At 40.6% G+C, this 19,454-nt stretch carries 11 protein-coding genes; 6 read left to right on the plus strand and 5 right to left on the minus strand.

The genetic code is table 11. The features are described from left to right. Nucleotides 1-176 precede the first annotated feature (176 nt). The 5 genes from C7972_RS16330 to C7972_RS16350 form a co-directional block, all read right to left on the minus strand. Entirely contained in the window at nucleotides 177-1,076 is a 900-nt protein-coding gene (locus C7972_RS16330; RefSeq protein WP_110357248.1) for a dihydrodipicolinate synthase family protein, read from the minus strand. Between the two features lie 365 nt (nucleotides 1,077-1,441). Further along, nucleotides 1,442-2,842 carry an aminopeptidase P family protein gene (locus tag C7972_RS16335; protein ID WP_110357249.1) on the minus strand — a complete coding sequence of 467 codons (1,401 nt, stop codon included), beginning with the start codon at nucleotides 2,840-2,842 and terminating at the stop codon, nucleotides 1,442-1,444. An 85-nt stretch (nucleotides 2,843-2,927) separates the two neighbouring features. Then, on the minus strand, nucleotides 2,928-5,165 hold the full coding sequence (locus C7972_RS16340; protein ID WP_110357250.1) for a S9 family peptidase: 2,238 nt from the start codon (nucleotides 5,163-5,165) through the stop codon (nucleotides 2,928-2,930). Nucleotides 5,166-5,390: 225 nt separating this feature from the next. Beyond that, nucleotides 5,391-6,263 carry an AraC family transcriptional regulator gene (locus C7972_RS16345; protein ID WP_110357251.1) on the minus strand — a complete coding sequence of 291 codons (873 nt, stop codon included), beginning with the start codon at nucleotides 6,261-6,263 and terminating at the stop codon, nucleotides 5,391-5,393. Between the two features lie 41 nt (nucleotides 6,264-6,304). Continuing rightward, nucleotides 6,305-7,186 (minus strand): AraC family transcriptional regulator, encoded by an 882-nt coding sequence (locus C7972_RS16350; RefSeq protein ID WP_110357252.1) that lies wholly within the window; start codon nucleotides 7,184-7,186, stop codon nucleotides 6,305-6,307. A 220-nt stretch (nucleotides 7,187-7,406) separates the two neighbouring features. Between C7972_RS16350 and C7972_RS16355 the strand changes: the two genes are divergently transcribed. The 6 genes from C7972_RS16355 (at nucleotide 7,407) to C7972_RS16380 (ending at nucleotide 19,383) form a co-directional block, all read left to right on the plus strand. Further along, complete coding sequence (locus C7972_RS16355) at nucleotides 7,407-8,981, plus strand: L-serine ammonia-lyase, iron-sulfur-dependent, subunit alpha (protein ID WP_110357253.1); 1,575 nt, start codon at nucleotides 7,407-7,409, stop codon at nucleotides 8,979-8,981. A gap of 517 nt (nucleotides 8,982-9,498) precedes the next feature. Next, nucleotides 9,499-12,852: a SusC/RagA family TonB-linked outer membrane protein gene (locus C7972_RS16360; protein ID WP_110357254.1), complete on the plus strand. Its 3,354-nt coding sequence runs from the start codon at nucleotides 9,499-9,501 to the stop codon at nucleotides 12,850-12,852. Between the two features lie 39 nt (nucleotides 12,853-12,891). After that, nucleotides 12,892-14,343, plus strand: coding sequence for a SusD/RagB family nutrient-binding outer membrane lipoprotein (locus C7972_RS16365; RefSeq protein ID WP_110357255.1), 1,452 nt, complete (start codon nucleotides 12,892-12,894; stop codon nucleotides 14,341-14,343). A gap of 194 nt (nucleotides 14,344-14,537) precedes the next feature. Beyond that, entirely contained in the window at nucleotides 14,538-16,130 is a 1,593-nt protein-coding gene (locus C7972_RS16370) for a sulfatase-like hydrolase/transferase (protein WP_146216341.1), read from the plus strand. A 222-nt stretch (nucleotides 16,131-16,352) separates the two neighbouring features. After that, nucleotides 16,353-17,825 (plus strand): aminopeptidase P N-terminal domain-containing protein, encoded by a 1,473-nt coding sequence (locus C7972_RS16375; RefSeq protein WP_110357257.1) that lies wholly within the window; start codon nucleotides 16,353-16,355, stop codon nucleotides 17,823-17,825. Nucleotides 17,826-17,838: 13 nt separating this feature from the next. Then, nucleotides 17,839-19,383: an arylsulfatase gene (locus C7972_RS16380; RefSeq protein ID WP_110357258.1), complete on the plus strand. Its 1,545-nt coding sequence runs from the start codon at nucleotides 17,839-17,841 to the stop codon at nucleotides 19,381-19,383. Nucleotides 19,384-19,454 lie beyond the last annotated feature (71 nt).

Here is a 19,454-nt window from a genome sequence, read left to right on the forward strand (position 1 = left end):
ATTGCGTCTGATTATTGGTCTTCCAAACGACATTGCTTTTCATACCATTAAGATAAGAAAATCAATACTTTTTTTAAAATCATAAACAAAAAAAAAGAGACTGCCTTTTTAGACAGCCTCTTTATTCATTCCTGTATTATTATGATTACCTGCGCCAGAACCATTTATTGGGCTCTTTAAGCCGACAATATTGGTCTGTTTTTCATAGCGGTATCAATTATTTTCAAAACACGTTCCCTTTCCGCTCCCTGCAAGGGCAGCCTAGGGGCTCTAACATTTTCCGTTCCAATACCTGTGGCTACTTCCGCCAGCTTAATATTTTGGACCAACTGCGGGCTAATATCCAACTCCAATAGAGGCATAAACCAGCGATAGATTTCCAAGGCTTCATCAACCTTAGCAGCTTTTACCAAATTATAAATGGCCACTGTTTCCGCAGGATAGGCACAAACCAAGCCTGCCACCCATCCATCGGCACCGGTCAGCAAACTTTCCAAGGCTAGCGTATCTACCCCGGTCATAACCTTTAAGCGATCTCCAAAACGGTTCTTAAGCCTTATTACATTGGTAATATCCCTAGTGGATTCCTTTACCGCCTGAATATTATCGCACTTTATTAGCTCCTCGAACATATCCAGAGTTACTTCTATTTTATAATCTACGGGGTTATTGTAAATCATAATCGGTAAGGAAGTACTATTTGCAATCGCCGTAAAATAAGTTACGGTCTCAAAATCCGTGGCTTTGTATCTCATTGGAGGCAAAAGCATTAATCCATTGGCACCAATTGATTCTGCATGTTTGGCCACGGCAATGGCATCTTCGGTAGTTTGCTCCGCGATATTGATAATTACCGGAATTTTTTGATCCGTAATGGATAGGGTAGTCTTGATAAGAATTTCCTTTTCTTCAGGTTTTAGTGTGCTGGCCTCCCCCAAGGTTCCACCTAGGATAATCCCATTAACACCTGCTGCCATTTGAGCTTTTATATTTTTTTCAAACATCACAAGATCTAGCTGATCATCCTCAGTGAACTTCGTTGTTACTGCTGGCATTACGCCTTCCCATTTTATCATGATAAATATTGTTTTAAAACAAAAATAGATGATAACAACAAGGAAATTATCGCATAAATTAGCAAGTCATCATACTATTTTACTTCCTAAATAATCAGGGAGGGGGGCTTATTTCACCCAGGCCATTATAGTATATTCCCTGTGCTAAAAAATAAACAAATATCATGTTGATATTTTATAGACTACCACCTATTTTTCATAAAAGATACCGCCATAGTAGGTGCTCGGGTTTCCCTTTGCATGTTGAACAAAGTAACTAGGGGGCATTAAAAGAAAAACCCCACCAAAAACGGAGGGGTTTGTTCAATCTTGGTATCGTACCGGATCCTGGATTCCCGAGACACAAATATCTCTAAATTGAACCCTTAGAGCCGAGTCTTGGAAATTCTAAAATCTTCTATTTCCATTGAGGTAGTAGGGAGTTTGGCCCCTAACAAACGGCTACCATTTTTGGTTATAAGGAAATCATCTTCCACACGGATTCCACCAAAGCTTTTGTATTCTTCCAATTTATCATAATTGACAAATTCGAAGTATTTATTTTCACTCTTTCTAAGTTCTATAAGCTCTGGGATAAAGTAAATTCCTGGTTCTACGGTCAGGACCATTCCCTCTTCCAAGGCCCTCCCCAGGCGAAGGGATTTAAACCCAAAATCCTTGCTTTGCTGAATTTCATTGGTATATCCAACATATTGTTCTCCCAAATTCTCCATATCATGGACATCCAATCCCATCATATGTCCCAATCCACACTGAAAAAACAAAGTATGGGCGCCAGCCTCCACCGCCTTGTCCGCATCTCCTTTCATTAGTCCCAGTTCCATTAAGCCCACAACTATATCTTTACAGGCAGCAAGATGCACATTTCTAAATAACTGGTTGGGCTTAAGCATACCCACCGCAGTTTTATAGGAGCTATAGACAATATCATAAATTTCTTTCTGCTTAACACTAAATGTCATATTAACAGGAAAAGTCCGTGTAAGGTCCCCGGCATATCCCGAAAAGTTTTCCGCACCACAGTCGCAAAGGACCATGTCTCCCTCTTTAAGTAGATTTCCCCTGTAGTGATTATGAAGAATTTGTCCATCAATAGTTACTATGGAAGGAAATGAGGTGTTATTTCCGTTGGCCATTGCAATATTCTGAACCGCCCCGAAAAGATCCGCTTCGGTCATTCCTGCTTCAGCGATCTCCATGGCCTTATACTGCATTTCTACAGTTGTATTTACCGCTTTTTCAATTTCTTCTATTTCGGCAGTAGACTTTATAGACCTCAGCTTTACCACGGCCTTTATCAAATTGGTAGAAATCTTTTTTGATACCTCGGTAGCCGATAATTTGAACAATTCAGATAATTTCAAAACATGTTCGGGACGATAAGGCGGCAAATAATGGATCTGCCTCCCTTTGGCAATGGCATCCCCTACATAGCCCTCAAGACTATTAGCTGGATTTACAACATGGACCCCCACCTTTTGGGCCTGTTCTTCCAGAGATTCAATAGGCCCCGTAAAGACAATATCATCAATGGATAAATTATCTCCAAAAACAATCTCCTTGTTTTCATCCAAATCCATTATAGCATTCAATCCAGGTATTTGAAGTCCAAAGAAATAAATAAAGGAACTATCCTGCCTGTATGGATAGGTATTGTGTTTAAAGTTTATGCCACTTTCGTCATTTCCTAGAAAAAGAACCAATCCATCGCCCAGCAATTCCTTTAACTTTTCCCTTCTAGTTACATATTCCTGCTTTGCAAACATATATTTGATGATTTATACCGAAAAAAAATAATTCCATTGAGGATACTGATGTTATCCAATAATAATTAGCAATAAACGCTTTAACTTATTTACCACCGGCCGGCAAGTTCTTTTTCCAAAAAACTTCCATTGTTTCCCTTAGGTGGTACGAGGTATTTTCCCGTTCGTTTATTGAATGCGCCCTCATGGGATAAGACATCATATTAAACATCTTATTGTGTTCTATCAATTTATTGACCAACATCTCAAAACTCTGATAATGTACGTTATCGTCTGCGGTACCGTGTATGATCATTAAATTTCCTTCCAAGTGCTGCGCGAAATTAATTGGAGAGCCATCGTGGTACCCTTTGGCATTATCCTCCAACAATCCCATATATCTCTCTTGGTAGGTAGCATCATAAAGTCTTTGGTCGGAAACGAAGGAAACGGCCAAACCTGAAGAATAGATCTCCGGATACCTAAACATACAGTTCAGTGTCATTTGGCCACCACCACTCCAACCCCAAATACCAACTCTGGACGGGTCCAAGAAATTATAGGTATCCAATATTTTTTTAGCCGCTTTGCTCTGGTCCTCAGAAGCCAGAATCCCTATTTGCCCATAAATGGATTTGCGCCATTTATTACCTCTAGGAGTTTTAGTTCCACGATTGTCCACACTCATTACAATATACCCCTGCTGGGCCATATACTGATCCCAAAGGCTACCCCCACCCCAATTGTCCTGAACGGTGGCACCTGCAGGCTCTCCATAAACATAGAACAACAAAGGATATTTTTTTGTAGCATCAAAATCCTTCGGCTTAATCATCCAGGCATCCAATACCTCATCACCAATGTCTACCTTTACAAACTCTTTGGGATTCAGTTCCAAAGCATCAAATTTGGCCTTTAGCTCTTTGTTATCCTCCAAAATTCTCCTTTGTTTATGATTGGGAAGACTTATCAGGGAATATACGGGAGGGGTAACCGCATTCTGAAACACTTGGATTCCCCATTTGGCATCATTGGATATTTGATAAGAGCTCTGCCCAGCATTTGAGCTAGGGGTAATCCTTTCGGCTTCCCCTTTTCCATCTATACGGCTCCTATACAAATATCTTTGGGTGAAATTGTCAGGGGAAGCGATATAATAAACATACCCTCCCTTTGGATCAATACAATTTATCTCCACCACATCAAACTCCCCTTTTGTAATGGGCTGGACAACACTGCCGTCCCTTGAGACCTTGTAAAGGTGCAACCACCCATCCCTTTCACTGGACCAAGTAAAGTACTTTTCATTATCCAACCAGCGTACGTCGTCATGAATATCCAAAAAGGCATCATCCTTTTCCGTTAGGATATTAACTAGGTCCATTGTCTGGATATCCCCAATATAAACCTTATTGGTATTTTGTCTACGATTTAGCTGCTGAATCATTACCTCATTGGAATTGGGAATAAAATCCATTCTTGCCAAATAGTTGTTCTTTGGATCACCTGGAACCTTGAACCATTTTGAAGTACCATTTTCCACAGATACCACCCCCACTTTTACGGTTGAAAGCTCAGTCCCTACCTTGGGATAAGGCATTGGGATAGGTTTGGAGTATATGGAATCTACATTGTTGATCATGTAAAAGGTCCCTACATCCTTAGTATCCGATTGCCAATAGGCTATATGTTTGCCATCAGGGCTCCACCTGAAGCCATCCCTACAATTTAATTCCTCTTCATAGACCCAATCAAAAGTACCATTTACAATATTATCGCCCCCATCCTTGGTAAGCTGATCTATCTTATGGTCTTCAAGATTTTCCGAATATATATTCAATTCGCTCACATAAGCCACTTTGGAAGCGTCCGGAGAAAATTTCGCAAACATCAAGGTCGCGGATGGTAAGGACTGTCCCAATCTTGCCAATTTATTGGTCTTAAGATCCAACACCCAATAATCGCCCCTTGTATGATACCTCCAAACTTTACGCGTATTGGTAAAAAGAAGCAGCTTGTTGTTGTCCAGCGACCATTGGTAATCCGAAATGGTAATAGGTTTATTTTCTCCCTTGGGAATTAATTGGGCTGCAGAGACCAAAACCGACCTTGCCCCACTTTTTGCATCATATTTAACAATATCCCTTCCTCCGATTTCTTTGTTGGACTCCAGGGTAGAATATCCTTTGTTGTCCTTCATCCAACGAACTGGACCAAACCCCTTTTGACCGTAAACATTGTTTTTGTAAATATCATTTAACTGTAAGCTAGAACCATTCTGTGCCAGACTGGTACCGATAAAAAACAAAAAGCATAGTATGCTTCCCAAAATCCCTTTTTTCATAACTTTTATTATTTCTAAATACTATTCTTCATAAGGCCAAACCAAAAGTAACACTTCCAAGAAAATCCTACATATTTCGGCACAACAATATTACAAAGTCCCATGGCAGTGGATATTGCCCAAATTAGCAAATAGTGATACTATTTTAGAAAACGATTTTAGAAAGCTACAAAACACCCTTGGTATTATAGGGATAAGCAACACGATCGGCCAAAGCGTCCACCGCTACCCCTGGTCATTATTTATATTGGACCGATATTCCATAGGGGACATCCCTGTGTATTTTTTAAAATGCTTATGAAAGTTTGATAAATTATTGAATCCACTGCCATATCCACAGTCCGAAATACTATAATTCTCATTATGGAGCAGTTCACAGGCACTTCCAATTCTCACCTCGGCCAAATATTGGGAGAAGGTTTTCTTGGTTTTGGATTTAAAAAACCTACAGAAGCCCGTAGGCGACATATGGGCCAAATCGGCTATTTCGGAAAGTGTAATCAATTCCCTATAATTTTCCTTTACAAATGCACAGATCTTTGTAATTTTAGGGTTATTGTCAACACCTATCTTAACGGGCGCTGCCTTAGGTGATAATATCATCACGTTATTATCCCTGGATGCAACATTGAGCAACTTTAAAAACAATAAAAATTTATTTAGACCGGTGCTAGTGGTCAGCTCTTCGATATAATCCGTTAAATACCTTGCACTATCCCTATTTACCTTAATCCCATAGTGTGAGGATTCAATTAATTTATTTATCCTATAGGCTTCAGGCACATTTCGGAGGGATTCCTTTACTTTATCTTGATCAAAAAACAGAGAAATCGCTTTGGAACCACTATTGGAATTCCCAAAGGAATCTTTGTTGGTCTTTAAAGCATGGGGCAAATTTCTGCCAAAGAAATACACATCGCCCTTTTCATATGGAACTACCTTGTCCGAGACAAAAAGAAATCCACTTCCCTCCTGTATCATGGTAATTTGAAATTCCTTGTGAAAATGAATCTGCTGATAAAACTTGTTTACATTCCACTTTTCCACCACTGGCGTACCGCTCTCTGGCAACAGGACATTATAAGGTTGTGCGTTCATAATACTTTGGATTTTAAAAATTCTCAGTAAAAAATTCCTTTCTAATTAAATTTGGACGAAACCCGCAATTTAAATTCTGTAGGCGTCATACCTTTAATAGATTTAAAATGCCGGTGAAAACTTGAGATATTGGTAAATCCGGAATTAAAACAACTCTCCGTTGTATTATGGGTCCCGGCCCTAATAAACTCACAAGCCTTGGTTATTCGCAATTCAATGAGAAATTGTATGTAGGTTTTTTGCGTCCTAGACTTAAAAAACCTGCTAAATGTAGGCGGTGTCATTTTAAAATAACCGGCAACATCTGCCAACGAAATTCTTTTTTGAAAATTGGATTCGGTATACGCAAATACCTCATTGATAATTTCAATATCCTCATCAACAAAATTAGTCTCCAAATCTTCACGGGTAGATAGATAATCACCTCGATTGCCTTTGGAAATGAAGTCCAATATATTCAACAATTCGAGGACTTTATCAAAATCGTCCATCTTCCGCAACCCGTCGATTTTGGAAATAATTTCCCGGCAATTCCCTGCACTCAACTTATAGCCCAAAGAGGCATTATCCAATAAATTTTTAATAGAGCCAGTTTCGGGGTTTTGCTGAAACAGGGATTCAAAAATATTCCTGTTAAAAAAAACGCTGACCCTTCTACCCTTTTGCCCCATGCCATTCTCATCCGTTGTATCCTCCGTTTTAAATCCATGTGGCAGATTACTACCAAACAAATACACCTCCCCGGGTTTAATCCTATAGGTTTCCGAACCCGCCATAAGGCAACCACCACCTTCCCTTATGTAGGTAAGTTGACATTCCTCATGAAAATGGACCAAATCGTAATTACGACCATCATCACATTCTTCAACGCGAATCGACATATTTTGCTGCATTGGCACCTTAAAAGCAATTACATTTGACATAAAATCACTTTTTAATATTAAATTAAAAAGTTAATTTACAAAAAAAGTCTTAACTTCAGCTATAATATTACATGAAAATATGTCAGTAAATTAATAGATTTGAACAATAGATAAATAACTACGACACCATTTAGCAAATTCCAATTTTAGGATTTGCAAACTAAGAATACAAAAAAGCAAATAATTCCAATTCAGATTAAGATCTTATATAATTGAATCCATGAAAACATTTCCTAGTATTTTTAATGACGTAATAGGCCCGGTAATGCGGGGGCCATCCAGTTCCCATTGTGCAGCAGCATTAAGGATAGGACGAATTTGCAGGGATTTAATGAACAACCACATCGAGGAGGTCTATATTGAATTTGACCCTAATGGTTCTTTGGCCACGACCCACTCCGGGCAAGGCTCGGACATGGGGCTTTTCGGGGGACTGCTGGGCTGGGAGGCCGACGATGAGCGGCTGAAGGATTATGAAATGCACATTAATAATGCCGGAATCAAAATAAAAATAGACATTCATCCTATAGGCGCCACTCACCCCAACACCTATAAAATCACCCTAAAAAACAAGACTGAGACGCATCAAGTGATTGGTCTCTCTACGGGGGGTGGAATGATTGAAATCATAGAAATAGACCAAAGTCCCGTATCGTTGATGGGCGATTTTAACCTAACCCTAATTTATAGTGATTCCGCTCCTGATCTCATGGAGTCGGTTTCAAAAATGAATCTAGGGGAGGTATCGCTTCATTCCGGTGCCCATAAATTCATCCTGGTCCAATCCAACGCATCGCAGCAGCAGCAACTCATGGAACAGGTCAATTCACTGCAAACACCAACGAAAATCCGGACTTTAGACCCTGTACTCCCAATAAAATCGAGAAAAAATCTTTCCGTACCCTTTATTACAGTAGAGCAATTATTGGAATACAACAAAGACAAAAACATGAATCTCTGGGAATTGGCTGCCGATTATGAAAGCCAAAGGGGCAACATCACCAAAGAGGAGGTAATAGAGAAAATGGGACGCATAGTGGACATCATGGAAAACTCCATCCACCTTGGTCTCAAAGGCACCCATTACAAAGACCGTATATTGGGCAGTCAATCCCTCAATTTCAAAAAAAACAAGGAAGAAAAAAAGCTGATTCCCGGTGATGTTCTAAATAACTCCATTATGTTCACCTCCTCCATGATGGAGATAAAAAGCTCTATGGGGGTTATAGTGGCCGCACCAACAGCAGGCTCTTGCGGAGCCCTTCCAGGAACAATTATAGGCACCGCCACCACCTTGGGGCTTTCCAGGGAACAAATGGTACAAGCCATGCTGGCCGCTGGATTAATTGGAGTCTTTATAACTGCCCATGCCACATTTTCGGCCGAAGTAGGTGGCTGTATGGGCGAATGCGGATCAGCCTCAGGAATGGCGGCCGCGGGAGTCGTTGTTTTAAAGAACGGAAGCCTTTCACAGTCACTTGCCGCAGCGTCCATGGCTTTACAAAGTTCTTTAGGTCTAATATGCGACACCGTCGCGGACAGGGTTGAAGCCCCTTGTTTAAACAGGAATGTGATGGCTTCCTCTACTGCCATATCCTGTGCAAATATGGCCCTATCCGATTACGACCAAGTAATTCCACTGGATGAAGTGATAGAAACCATGAAACGAGTGGGAGACGCCATTCCACACACCTTAAGGTGTACGGGCCTTGGCGGGCTGGCCATAACCAAGACCGCAAAAAAAATCGAAGCTGCCCTACAGGGCAACAAATCGGCCTCCTATAAATCCTGTTAATCCAACACAGCTACCATCTTTGGAAGACAACGCTTGTCCCATCATTTTTTCGCTACAAAATTGCACAGGGCTTTACTTTTTATAATATTCAAAGTTTAGCCCCTATAATTTTTGTATAAAACAAATATTGGAAGACCCCTATTGCTATTACCGCAAATACAATATTCAATCCAATTTTTCTCCTCCCCACACACTTCTTAACCTTTTGTTAATATTGTATATCAATATGCTAAGATACCGCCCATTTCACTGCAACTAAATATTTAATTTTACCACATTATTAATTTAGGTTTAATAAGATTCTTATTATACAAACTGCAACATGGAGCAATTGGTTATATTTTGTTCCCACCATTGAAAGCAACAAAATCTTTCAACTTAAAGGGATAATAATTCCAGACCGCTTAACATTGGCCCAAGTATCATACTGAAAACCTATTGAACCGGAAAAATGCAATTACGCAGAACACCTAACGGACAACAACAGAACATTATCTAACATTAAACATTTTATGGTATGACAAAAAAAACCAAGCTTAGGCAAGAATTACCCCGGAAGTTTAAATTTGACATGGTCATAAAGCCATCCTTAACACTTATGTTAAGTGCCATGGTGGCCTTTCCCAGCGGTAAGAATTACGCCTCGGAAACAAGAGCCCTTAATGAGGCAACAAGCCCAACGGCCACGACCTATTCCAATAAACTGTTTACCCCCCAACAACAAATTACCGGGGTGGTTTTAGACAACAATGGACTTCCCTTACCTGGAGCCAACATATTGGAAAAAGGAACTACCAATGGCACCCAAACTGATTTTGACGGGGAATTCTCTATTTCAGTATCCAGTCCAAACGCGGTATTGATCGTTTCCTATTTAGGATTCGTCAATAAGGAAATAAGTGTATCCGGACAATCCAATATTTCCGTAACCTTGGAGGAAGATGCCTCCCAATTGGAGGAAGTAGTAGTTACGGCATTGGGTATAACAAGGGAGAAAAAGGCCCTTGGATATGCAGTTCAGGAGCTTTCCGGTGACGACATTAAAAACACCTCCGAAACCAATGTGATCAATGCTTTGGCAGGAAAATCGGCGGGGGTTTTAATAAACAATTCAAATGGTAACGTAGGAGCTTCTTCCAGAATAACAATTCGGGGAAACCAGTCGCTTACCGGTAACAACCAACCGCTTTTCGTTGTAGATGGAATACCAATAGACAACACCATCGTATCCAGTACTCGAGGGGGTTATGACTTTACCGATATGGGTAACGGTGCGGCGGACATCAACCCGTCCGATATTGCTGAAATGACTATTCTAAAAGGTGGAAACGCAGCTGCACTTTACGGTTCCAGAGGAGCCAATGGAGTTGTACTGATTACCACCAAATCTGGAAAAGGACAAGGATTCTCAGTAGCCGTAGAGAACACAGTTACCCTCAGCAGTCCATTTTTACTTCCTGATTATCAAAATGAATACGGACAAGGTGGTGGACAACAATTTTGGTATAAAGACGGTCTGAACGGAGGTAGTAATGACGGTGTGGATGAAAGTTTTGGTCCCCGATTGGATTATACGGTCCAGGCCGAAGATATTGCGCCTGGCGGAAAATTATACTGGGCAGTAGAGGCCGGTTTTCCACAAACCCCTGGGGAAATTCTTTCCCTACCACAATTTAACTCGCCCGTAGACCCTGTGACCGGAGAGCGTACACCTACTCCTTGGGTCTCCCATCCCAATAACATAAAGAACTTTTATGAAACCGGGATTACCAGGATTACCAATGTTGCCCTTACCAACGGTGGCGATTGGGGCAATATGCGTCTTTCCATAACCAACTCGGATCAAACCGGTATGGTACCGAACACCAATCAGGTTAAGAATACCATTAACTTTTCCGGCAATACCAATTTAACGGATAAGCTTTCATTTGAAGCCAAGGCTTCCTATATCAATTCCAATGGCAATTTGAACGGGGCAGGTTATACCTTCAACAACATCGGGATGCAGACTATATGGACGGCAAGACAAGTGGATTGGGACTATATGAAAAACAACATAGAAAACCCCGATGGAACCCAAATTAGCTGGATCAACAGATGGCATAACAACCCTTATTGGATACAGTATAAAAACCTAAACCCACAGACCAAAAACAGACTTATTGGTTCAAGCTCCCTTAAATATCAGTTCAACGACTGGTTAAGCCTATCTACGAGAGCGGGTATAGATTATTCCAATGAACAAGTTGAGCTTATAAGGGCTTATTACGGTAACAATGACCCAGAAGGAAGATACGGTGTAAGCAATTACTTTAGACAGGAAATAAATGCAGATGTATTGCTCTCTGCCGTTAAGAACATCACAGATGACTTGTCATTGAACGCCAACTTGGGTGCCAATATCATGAACAACCAATATAGACTACAAACTTCATCCGTAGATAGATTGGTAGTACCCAACATCTATTCCTTGTCCAATGCCAAGGAAACACCTACTACCACTTATTACCAAAGGGAAAAGGAAATTCAAAGTGCCTTCGCCTCCCTCTCTCTTGGTTATAAGAGTCAGGTATATTTGGATTTGACCGGTAGAAATGATTGGTCCTCTACTTTACCAAGTAGTAACAACTCTTACTTCTACCCCTCAGCTACTACGAGTTGGATATTCTCCGAAACCTTTAAAACAGATAGAAACATACTTAGTTTTGGAAAAGTTCGTCTAAGTATCGCGCAAGTTGGAAACGATACGGATCCGTATAGATTGGATGCCACGTATAGTGCCGCTACACCTTATGGAGAAAACCCAGCCTTTAGTCTCAGCAGCACAATGCCCCCTGCCGATCTGGTAAATGAGCTTATTACCTCCAAAGAACTTGGATTGGATCTGAAGTTCTTCAACAATAGATTGGGAATTGATGTAACTCTTTATAACTCGGTTGCAAAAAATCAAATTTTGAGCGCTCCCGTATCTCCAACCTCTGGATATAACACACAAATTATCAATGCCGGTCAGGTAGACAACAAGGGAGTTGAAGTGATTTTGAACGGAACCCCGATACAGACCAAAGATTTCTCATGGGACGTAACTGCCAATTACGGCACAAACACAAGTGAAATTATTGCTTTAAATGGCGACATCAAACGCTTGGAACTCTTCAAAACGGAAGGCAATCAGATCAATGTAGTAGCAGATGTTGGTGGTTCCTATGGTGATATGTGGGGGAAAGGTTTTGTATACCACGAAAATGGAAAACCTATAGTGGATGCCAGTGGCGTACCCTTGACCAGTGAAATAAAAAAATTGGGGAACCTAATGCCGGATTGGATAGGTGGACTTAATAATTCCTTCAATTATAAGAATATCAATTTAAGTGTACTTATAGATGCCAAAATAGGTGGTGATGTATATTCCAGGACCAACCAAGATGGTTGGGCCACTGGAGCCTTGACAAGCACCGTGGGTCTAAACCCTAACGGAGTGGGTGTAAGAGAACCCTTGGCAGACGGAGGTGGATACCTTTTTGATGGGGTATTTGAAGACGGTACCCCTAACAACATCTATAAAGACCTGGACGGTTTTAGATGGAATTCCTTTGCTAGGGCGGAAAGATGGCTATATGATGCTTCTTATGTGAAATTAAGACAGATTACCATATCCTATTCACTACCCAAAACATTGATCAGTAAAATTGGCCTTAAGGCTATGGATCTTTCAATTTTTGGAAGAAACCTGGCTTTACTTTACAAGAAAAATGAGAATTTTGACCCAGAGGTATCCAATAAAGATGCCAGTTTATCCTCCCAAGGATCGGAATTTGCATCCAATCCATCGGCAAGAAATATTGGATTCAGGGCTAAAATTACTTTCTAAAAACCAAATAATTAATTGTAATCTTAAACTTAACATGAGATGAACATAAATATAAAATTATTATCAGCAATTATCCTAAGTTCCTTGACCTATAGCTGTACGGAGGACTTTGAAGAAATGAACACCAGCCCCAACGACCTCACATCGGTTCCTTATAAAACCATGATTACCGATGCGGAAATAAGTATTGCAAAAACGTACAACCCAATTCTTAATTTTGAGGTAAGTTGGGCCAGATATAATGTGCGCGATGTGTATGTACAGAACGACCGTTATGAGCAAACCGGAGCTGGAACAAATTTTAATGTTTATAGCGGACACCTAAAAAATTTACAGGTAGCCATTAAACTGGCCGAAGAGGCCGGGGATGACAATGCCCTTGCCGTAGCTCAAATAATGAAAGCTTATGCCTTTCAAAATATGACGGATTGGTATGGTGATATTCCCTATTCGGAAGCACTTTTGGCAGATGATAGCGATAACGCAACCATATACCCTAAATATGATTCACAGCAGAGCATATACATGGATATTATTGCACAATTAAAAGCTGCCAACGCAATGATAGATACCTCCAAGAGTATGGGTACGGCAGATGTAATCTTTAATGGCGACATGTCCATGTGGAAAAAGTTTACCAACTCCCTGTTGTTGCGCGTTTATATGCGTATGTCCTTGGTAGATCCTACAACGGCCAAAAGTGGTATTGAGGAAATTATGGCAGATCCCAGTACCTATCCTATTATTGATTCCAACGAAAGTGCCGCCTTCAAGTATTGGCTTCCCGAGGATGCCACCTATCGTAGTCCATACTATATGGATCCAACCCAAGCTGCCAAACAAGAGAACGTTACCTCGGCTTATATGATAGATTTCCTAAAAACAAGAAACGATTTAGGTAGGCTCGCAGTATATGCCGATCCAGCAGCCACGAGCGGAGAGTATGTAGGACTTCCCCTTGGCACGCTAGGGCAGAACACTCCTGATCTTTCCATCATGGGAGTTGCAGAATTTCGTTCTGCCGATTCACCTACGAGAATTATGAGATATTCAGAAGTACTTTTTATACTTGCCGAAGCGGCCCTCAATGGCTGGAATGTTGGTATGACGGCAGAGGAGGCTTATGAAGCCGCTATTACCGCCAGCTTTGAAGAGTACGGTTTGGATGTTGGGACCTATCTTTCAGAACCACTTGTAGATTTCAATGGAGGTGTTGATCAAAGGGAGTTGATCGGAGAACAAAAATGGTGCGCTCTTTACCCTGACGGTAACCAAGGTTGGGCCGAAGTACGCCGTACGGGCTTCCCTACTTATGTAGCCACAACAGAACCCGTGGAATCCTTATATCCAGGAAAAGGCACAATCGTTAGAAAACCTTACCCTCATAGTGAGGCCATATCCAATCCAGACGGATTTAATGGAGCAATTAGTGCGCAACCAGGAATTATAGAGGAGAAATTTGGTGCCGGCGTTTGGTGGGATGTTGATTAAACAAAAACCCGAACAGTGAATGTTATATCATTGCAATGATATAGTATCAAAATATTATACAAGTTGAATTGAATTTTTCAAAGAATTGAGTTAGTAAAGAGTAGCAGCAGATTTTTTTCTCTGCTACTCTTTTTAATTTATTGGACAACCCAATTGCGGTGCTTAAAAACTATCAGCCTACAAAATCCTTAATAATGAAGTTTAATAAATTTATACCTTTAATATTGACTACTGGATTGGTTATATTGTGGATCAACAGCGTTTCCTTTAAAAAGAACGAACAAGAAAACCGAATAAAAAAGAAGCCCAACATCATCTTTCTCTTAAGTGATGATCAACGTGACAATACTTTTGGTGCCATGGGGCACCCCGTATTAAAAACACCCCATGCGGATAAATTGATAAAAAAGGGGGTCAGATTTAAGAACACCTATATTGCCGCTCCGGTCTGCAGTCCCAGTAGGGTATCTTTCTTTACCGGAATGTATGAACGGGTCCATGGAGTTGGCTTCTCCACCAAGTATCAATTGACCGAGGACCAATGGATGCAGACATACCCCCAACTCCTTAGGTCCAATGGATATTATTCTGGGTTTGTTGGCAAATTCGGGATTGAATATTACACCTTTAAAGGTAAGGCTTCCGAAAAATTCGACTTTTGGAGCGCTCATGACGGATGGTCCGAATTTTGGCCTAAAGAACTTGAGAATTGTAAAGATTATGCCGATTCCAAAGAAGATATTATTACACCTATTATGGGCGAAAAAATTGAGGAATTCCTGGATGGGATTCCTGAGGACAAACCCTTTAGCCTATCGGTCAGTTTTTCAGTTCCACATGGTAGCCAAATAGTTTCCATGTACCCCAATAATGAATTGGCCGCAAAAGCTAGGATTCCGGCAAATGAATACCCCAAATTAAAAGGTAGACCTTTCTATGATACCATGTATAGGGATGTGGATATCACTATTCCCGCTGAAACAGGTACAGATCCCTATGTAAACATCCCCAAGAGAATGTTGGACCAAAGTAAAGGAAGGGCTACGGGCACCTATATTTATGATTATAGCAGAGAATCCTGTAAGGAACATTATATACGATATTATCAGCAAATATCGGGGATGGACCAGGTAATCGGAGATTTGATGAAATCCCTGGAAAAAAAAGGGTTGAGTGAGAACACCATTATTGTTTTTGCCAGCGACCATGGACTTTTAATGGGTGAATATGGAATGTCCGGAAAAGCACTTCTGTACGATATGGTAGAGAAAATACCATTTTTTATTTATGACCCCAGGCTCCCCAAAGACAAAAAGGGAATTACAATAGATAATCTAGTTTCCAGTCTTGATATTACCTCAACAATTCTCGACTATGCCGGAATAGAACCTCCTGCCAACATGCAGGGAAAAAGTCTTCTGCCATTAATAGATGGCACTGAAAAAGAATGGAGAAATGAACTTTTTCTAGAAAGCCTGTTTACAGGTAGGGACACCCCTTTTAGCGAAGGAATAAGAATGGGAGATTGGAAATATATAAGAATGTACGGACACCATCAATGGAGTTGGGAGGAACAGGATGTAGATTTTAAAAACAAAAAACCAGAATTTGAACAACTGTTCAATTTAAAGAACGACCCTCGGGAAATGCACAATTTGATAAGTGAATACGAGGGCTCGAAAATTCTAAGTGAATTAAGAACCAAAACAGCAAAATATTCGGAAGAAAAGAATCTGGAAAGGAAGAGATACGTCCAATCCAACCCTTTAGCCATAAAGGCTAGATAGGAACCCCTATTAATGCACTTTCTTTTTGGGCCTAATAAACCCGGTTGTTTTTTAGCCTAAAAAGAATATGAAAAAGACGGGATATCTGTATTTCAGTAAACAGTGGTCAGATACAATAAATTTTCTATTTGCCCCCCAATATACCGTCGAAAATCAATTTTAGGAAATGCATGCATAGAATCTATGATCAAACAAACCACCATTAATAAAAAGAGATAAATTATGAACGCCAGATGTAAAAAAAATAAAAAAGCATTGATTCCTTTATTACTGCTTCTAACAATCATATCTACCCATCTTGGTTTTGCCCAAAACAAGCCCACTTTTCAAACTGATTTCTCTGCTGAGGATTTTTCCCAACGTAGAGAAATCATTTTCAATAAAATCGGCGCAAATGCTTTGGCACTGGTTCAAGGTTCGGAAGGCACCGCCTCCTTTGGTATTTTTAGACAGTCCAATAACTTTTATTATTTATGCGGTATTGAGTCCCCCCATTCATATTTACTACTTAATGGAAAAAACAAAACCTCTACACTTTACCTACCACATCAAAACAAGGGAAAGGACAACAGTGAAGGAAAAACCCTTTCGGCCGAAGATGCCGATTTGATAAAGCAGCTTACGGGTGTCAATTTTGTAAAGGGCTTGGAATTTTTATCCTCTGACCTTATTCGTAGCGGATTAATTACACCGCCTGCACCAATACTCTACGTACCTTTAAGCCCCGCTGAAAAGGGCACGGACAGTAGAGACCAATTATTGGCATTGCAGGCCCGTATTTCATCTGATCCCTGGGATGGCCGCCCCTCTCGTGAGGCTAGATTTAAAGGATTGTTAAATGAACGTTTCCCTCAATTTGTCATTAAGGACCTCTCCCCCATTTTGGATTCTATGAGGATCATCAAAAGCCAAAAGGAGATAGAGGTAATTCGGAAATCCACCAAGATAGCAGGTCTAGGCATAATGGAAGCCATGAGATCTACAAATCCCGGTATTTATGAATATCAATTGGATGCTGCGGCAAAATATATTTTTCACGTAAATGGAGCAAGAGGTGATGGGTATGCTTCCATAATTGGTGGTGGCACCAATGCCAGTATGGGACACTATTACCGTAAGACAGATAAGTTAAACGACGGTGATCTTGTACTTATGGATTATGCCCCTGATTACCATTATTACACTAGCGACGTTACACGCATATGGCCGGTAAATGGAAAATTCAATAAGGCACAGAGCGCACTTTATAATTTTGTAGTAGCCTATAGGGATGCCTTATTAAAGTATATTAAACCGGGGGTTACCTCTAGTGAAGTACTAGAGCTTGCCTCTACCGATATGAAACAATACCTCGTTGGCAAAACATTTGCAAATCCTTCACATTTAAAAGCTGTAGAAAAAGCCTTGTCATCAACTGCCCATTTTCAACACCCTGTTGGCATGGCGGTACATGACGTAGGCAATGTGCGCAACATTCCCCTAAAACCTGGTATGGTTTTTACAATAGACCCCATGTTTCCCATTCCTGAGGAACAACTTTATATCCGGATTGAAGATGTTGTTGTGGTAACCAAGGACGGGGTCGAAAATTTAAGTGACTTTGTTCCCTCAAAAATTGAAGATGTTGAAAGAACCATTAAAGAAAAAGGATTGACCGAATTTCGTCCGGCCACTCTATCCCCACCACATAAATAACCTATAATGAACAATGAAAATTACACGCAAAAAAATAGGAGTACGCTGTCACTATAAATTATATAGCCTTTTCACCATATTTTTATTGATGTTGGCCTGCAACAATTCCAAGCAGTCAAAAGACACAACAAAGGAATTACCAAATATAGTATTCATCATGGCCGATGACATGGGTTACGGCGACGTTGGCCGTTACAATCCCCAGTCTGCCATACCAACCCCAAATATGGACAAACTTGCCTCGGAAGGTATAATGTTCACCGATGCCCATAGTCCTTCCTCCGTTTGCTCGCCCTCCCGTTATGGCCTTTTAACTGGGCGCTATTCCTGGAGGACAAGATTAAAAAAAGCTGTTTTACTTGGCTATGACGAAACTCCCTTGATAGATGAAGATAGAACAACCCTTGCTTCCTTACTCAAAGAAAAGGGATATACGTCCGCCAGTATAGGAAAATGGCATGTAGGATTGAATTGGCAAACAAAAAATGGGTATGAGCTGCAGGACGACTTAAACGAGTCGGAAGATTATTCAGGTATTGTAAGGCAGAACGAAGAGAATATTGATTTTACCAAACCAGTTTCGGGGGGACCGCTCGATTTGGGATTTGATTACTTTTTTGGCACTTTCGGATGTTCCACAAGCGACCCTCCCTATACATTTATAGAAAACAAACACACCGTAGGCATTCCTTCCATATTAATACCAGACTCATTGGACCAACTTCCTGGAGTGGTAAAAGGATTGATGGTTCCAAATTGGTCTGAAGAAAATGTAGACTTGGAATTTACACAAAAGGCAACTGAATTTATTGATAGAACCCAAAAGACCAACAACAAAAAACCATTTTTTCTTTATCTTGCCCTATCGTCTCCCCATATCCCCTTTTTACCCCCTGGGTTTGCCAAGGGAAAAAGCAAGGAAGGTCCAAGGGGCGATTTGGTAACCGTTGTGGATTGGAGTGTTGGCAGAATCATGGAAACCTTGGAACAGTACAATCTTTCCAAAAATACCTTGGTTATAGTTACCAGTGATAATGGTCCTAGAAAAGGTGCCAATACCCATCTTTCGGCAGGAAATTTTAAAGGGTACAAAGGAAGCATATGGGAAGGAGGCCATCGTGTTCCCTTCATAGCCCGATGGCCGGGCCATATAAAAAAAGGAACTACCAGTAAGCAAATAATTAGCTTAACGGATATGTTCTCAACATTCTCCAAACTTACCGGAACCACAGCTGCCGGCGGGGAAGACAGCTACAATGTACTTCCTGCCTTTTTTGGTCAAGAGGTAGAGGAATCGGACAAACAAATAAGAATATTTCATTCCTATAAGGGTACTTTTGCCATTAGGATGGGAAAATGGAAATATATAGAAGGTGAGACATCGGGAGATGTCCCAGGGGATTCCGAGGACCTAACAAAAACCTTAGGGGAACTTTATGATTTATCCACGGACCCATATGAAACCAACAATCTATGGGAGAGCAACCCCCAAAAAGTGCTGGAGTTGAGCAAACTTTTATTGGAATGCAAGGAATCAGAATCTGTCGTAAATCTTTGACATATAGTCTAAATTATTCTGATATTAAAAAAATAAGTGTAGATCATATTATTGATTTGAAAATTTAAAAA

Source organism: Arenibacter sp. ARW7G5Y1, assembly GCF_003201775.1.
GTDB lineage: Bacteria > Bacteroidota > Bacteroidia > Flavobacteriales > Flavobacteriaceae > Arenibacter.

What these genes read in the sequence shown, in the direction of transcription:
- C7972_RS16330 (WP_110357248.1), bottom strand. Translation starts at nt 1,076, where the DNA reads ATGATAAAATGGGAAGGCGTAATGCCAGCAGTAACAACGAAGTTCACT.
- C7972_RS16335 (WP_110357249.1), bottom strand. Translation starts at nt 2,842, where the DNA reads ATGTTTGCAAAGCAGGAATATGTAACTAGAAGGGAAAAGTTAAAGGAA.
- C7972_RS16340 (WP_110357250.1), bottom strand. Translation starts at nt 5,165, where the DNA reads ATGAAAAAAGGGATTTTGGGAAGCATACTATGCTTTTTGTTTTTTATC.
- C7972_RS16345 (WP_110357251.1), bottom strand. Translation starts at nt 6,263, where the DNA reads ATGAACGCACAACCTTATAATGTCCTGTTGCCAGAGAGCGGTACGCCA.
- C7972_RS16350 (WP_110357252.1), bottom strand. Translation starts at nt 7,186, where the DNA reads ATGTCAAATGTAATTGCTTTTAAGGTGCCAATGCAGCAAAATATGTCG.
- C7972_RS16355 (WP_110357253.1), top strand. Translation starts at nt 7,407, where the DNA reads ATGAAAACATTTCCTAGTATTTTTAATGACGTAATAGGCCCGGTAATG.
- C7972_RS16360 (WP_110357254.1), top strand. Translation starts at nt 9,499, where the DNA reads ATGACAAAAAAAACCAAGCTTAGGCAAGAATTACCCCGGAAGTTTAAA.
- C7972_RS16365 (WP_110357255.1), top strand. Translation starts at nt 12,892, where the DNA reads ATGAACATAAATATAAAATTATTATCAGCAATTATCCTAAGTTCCTTG.
- C7972_RS16370 (WP_146216341.1), top strand. Translation starts at nt 14,538, where the DNA reads ATGAAGTTTAATAAATTTATACCTTTAATATTGACTACTGGATTGGTT.
- C7972_RS16375 (WP_110357257.1), top strand. Translation starts at nt 16,353, where the DNA reads ATGAACGCCAGATGTAAAAAAAATAAAAAAGCATTGATTCCTTTATTA.
- C7972_RS16380 (WP_110357258.1), top strand. Translation starts at nt 17,839, where the DNA reads ATGAAAATTACACGCAAAAAAATAGGAGTACGCTGTCACTATAAATTA.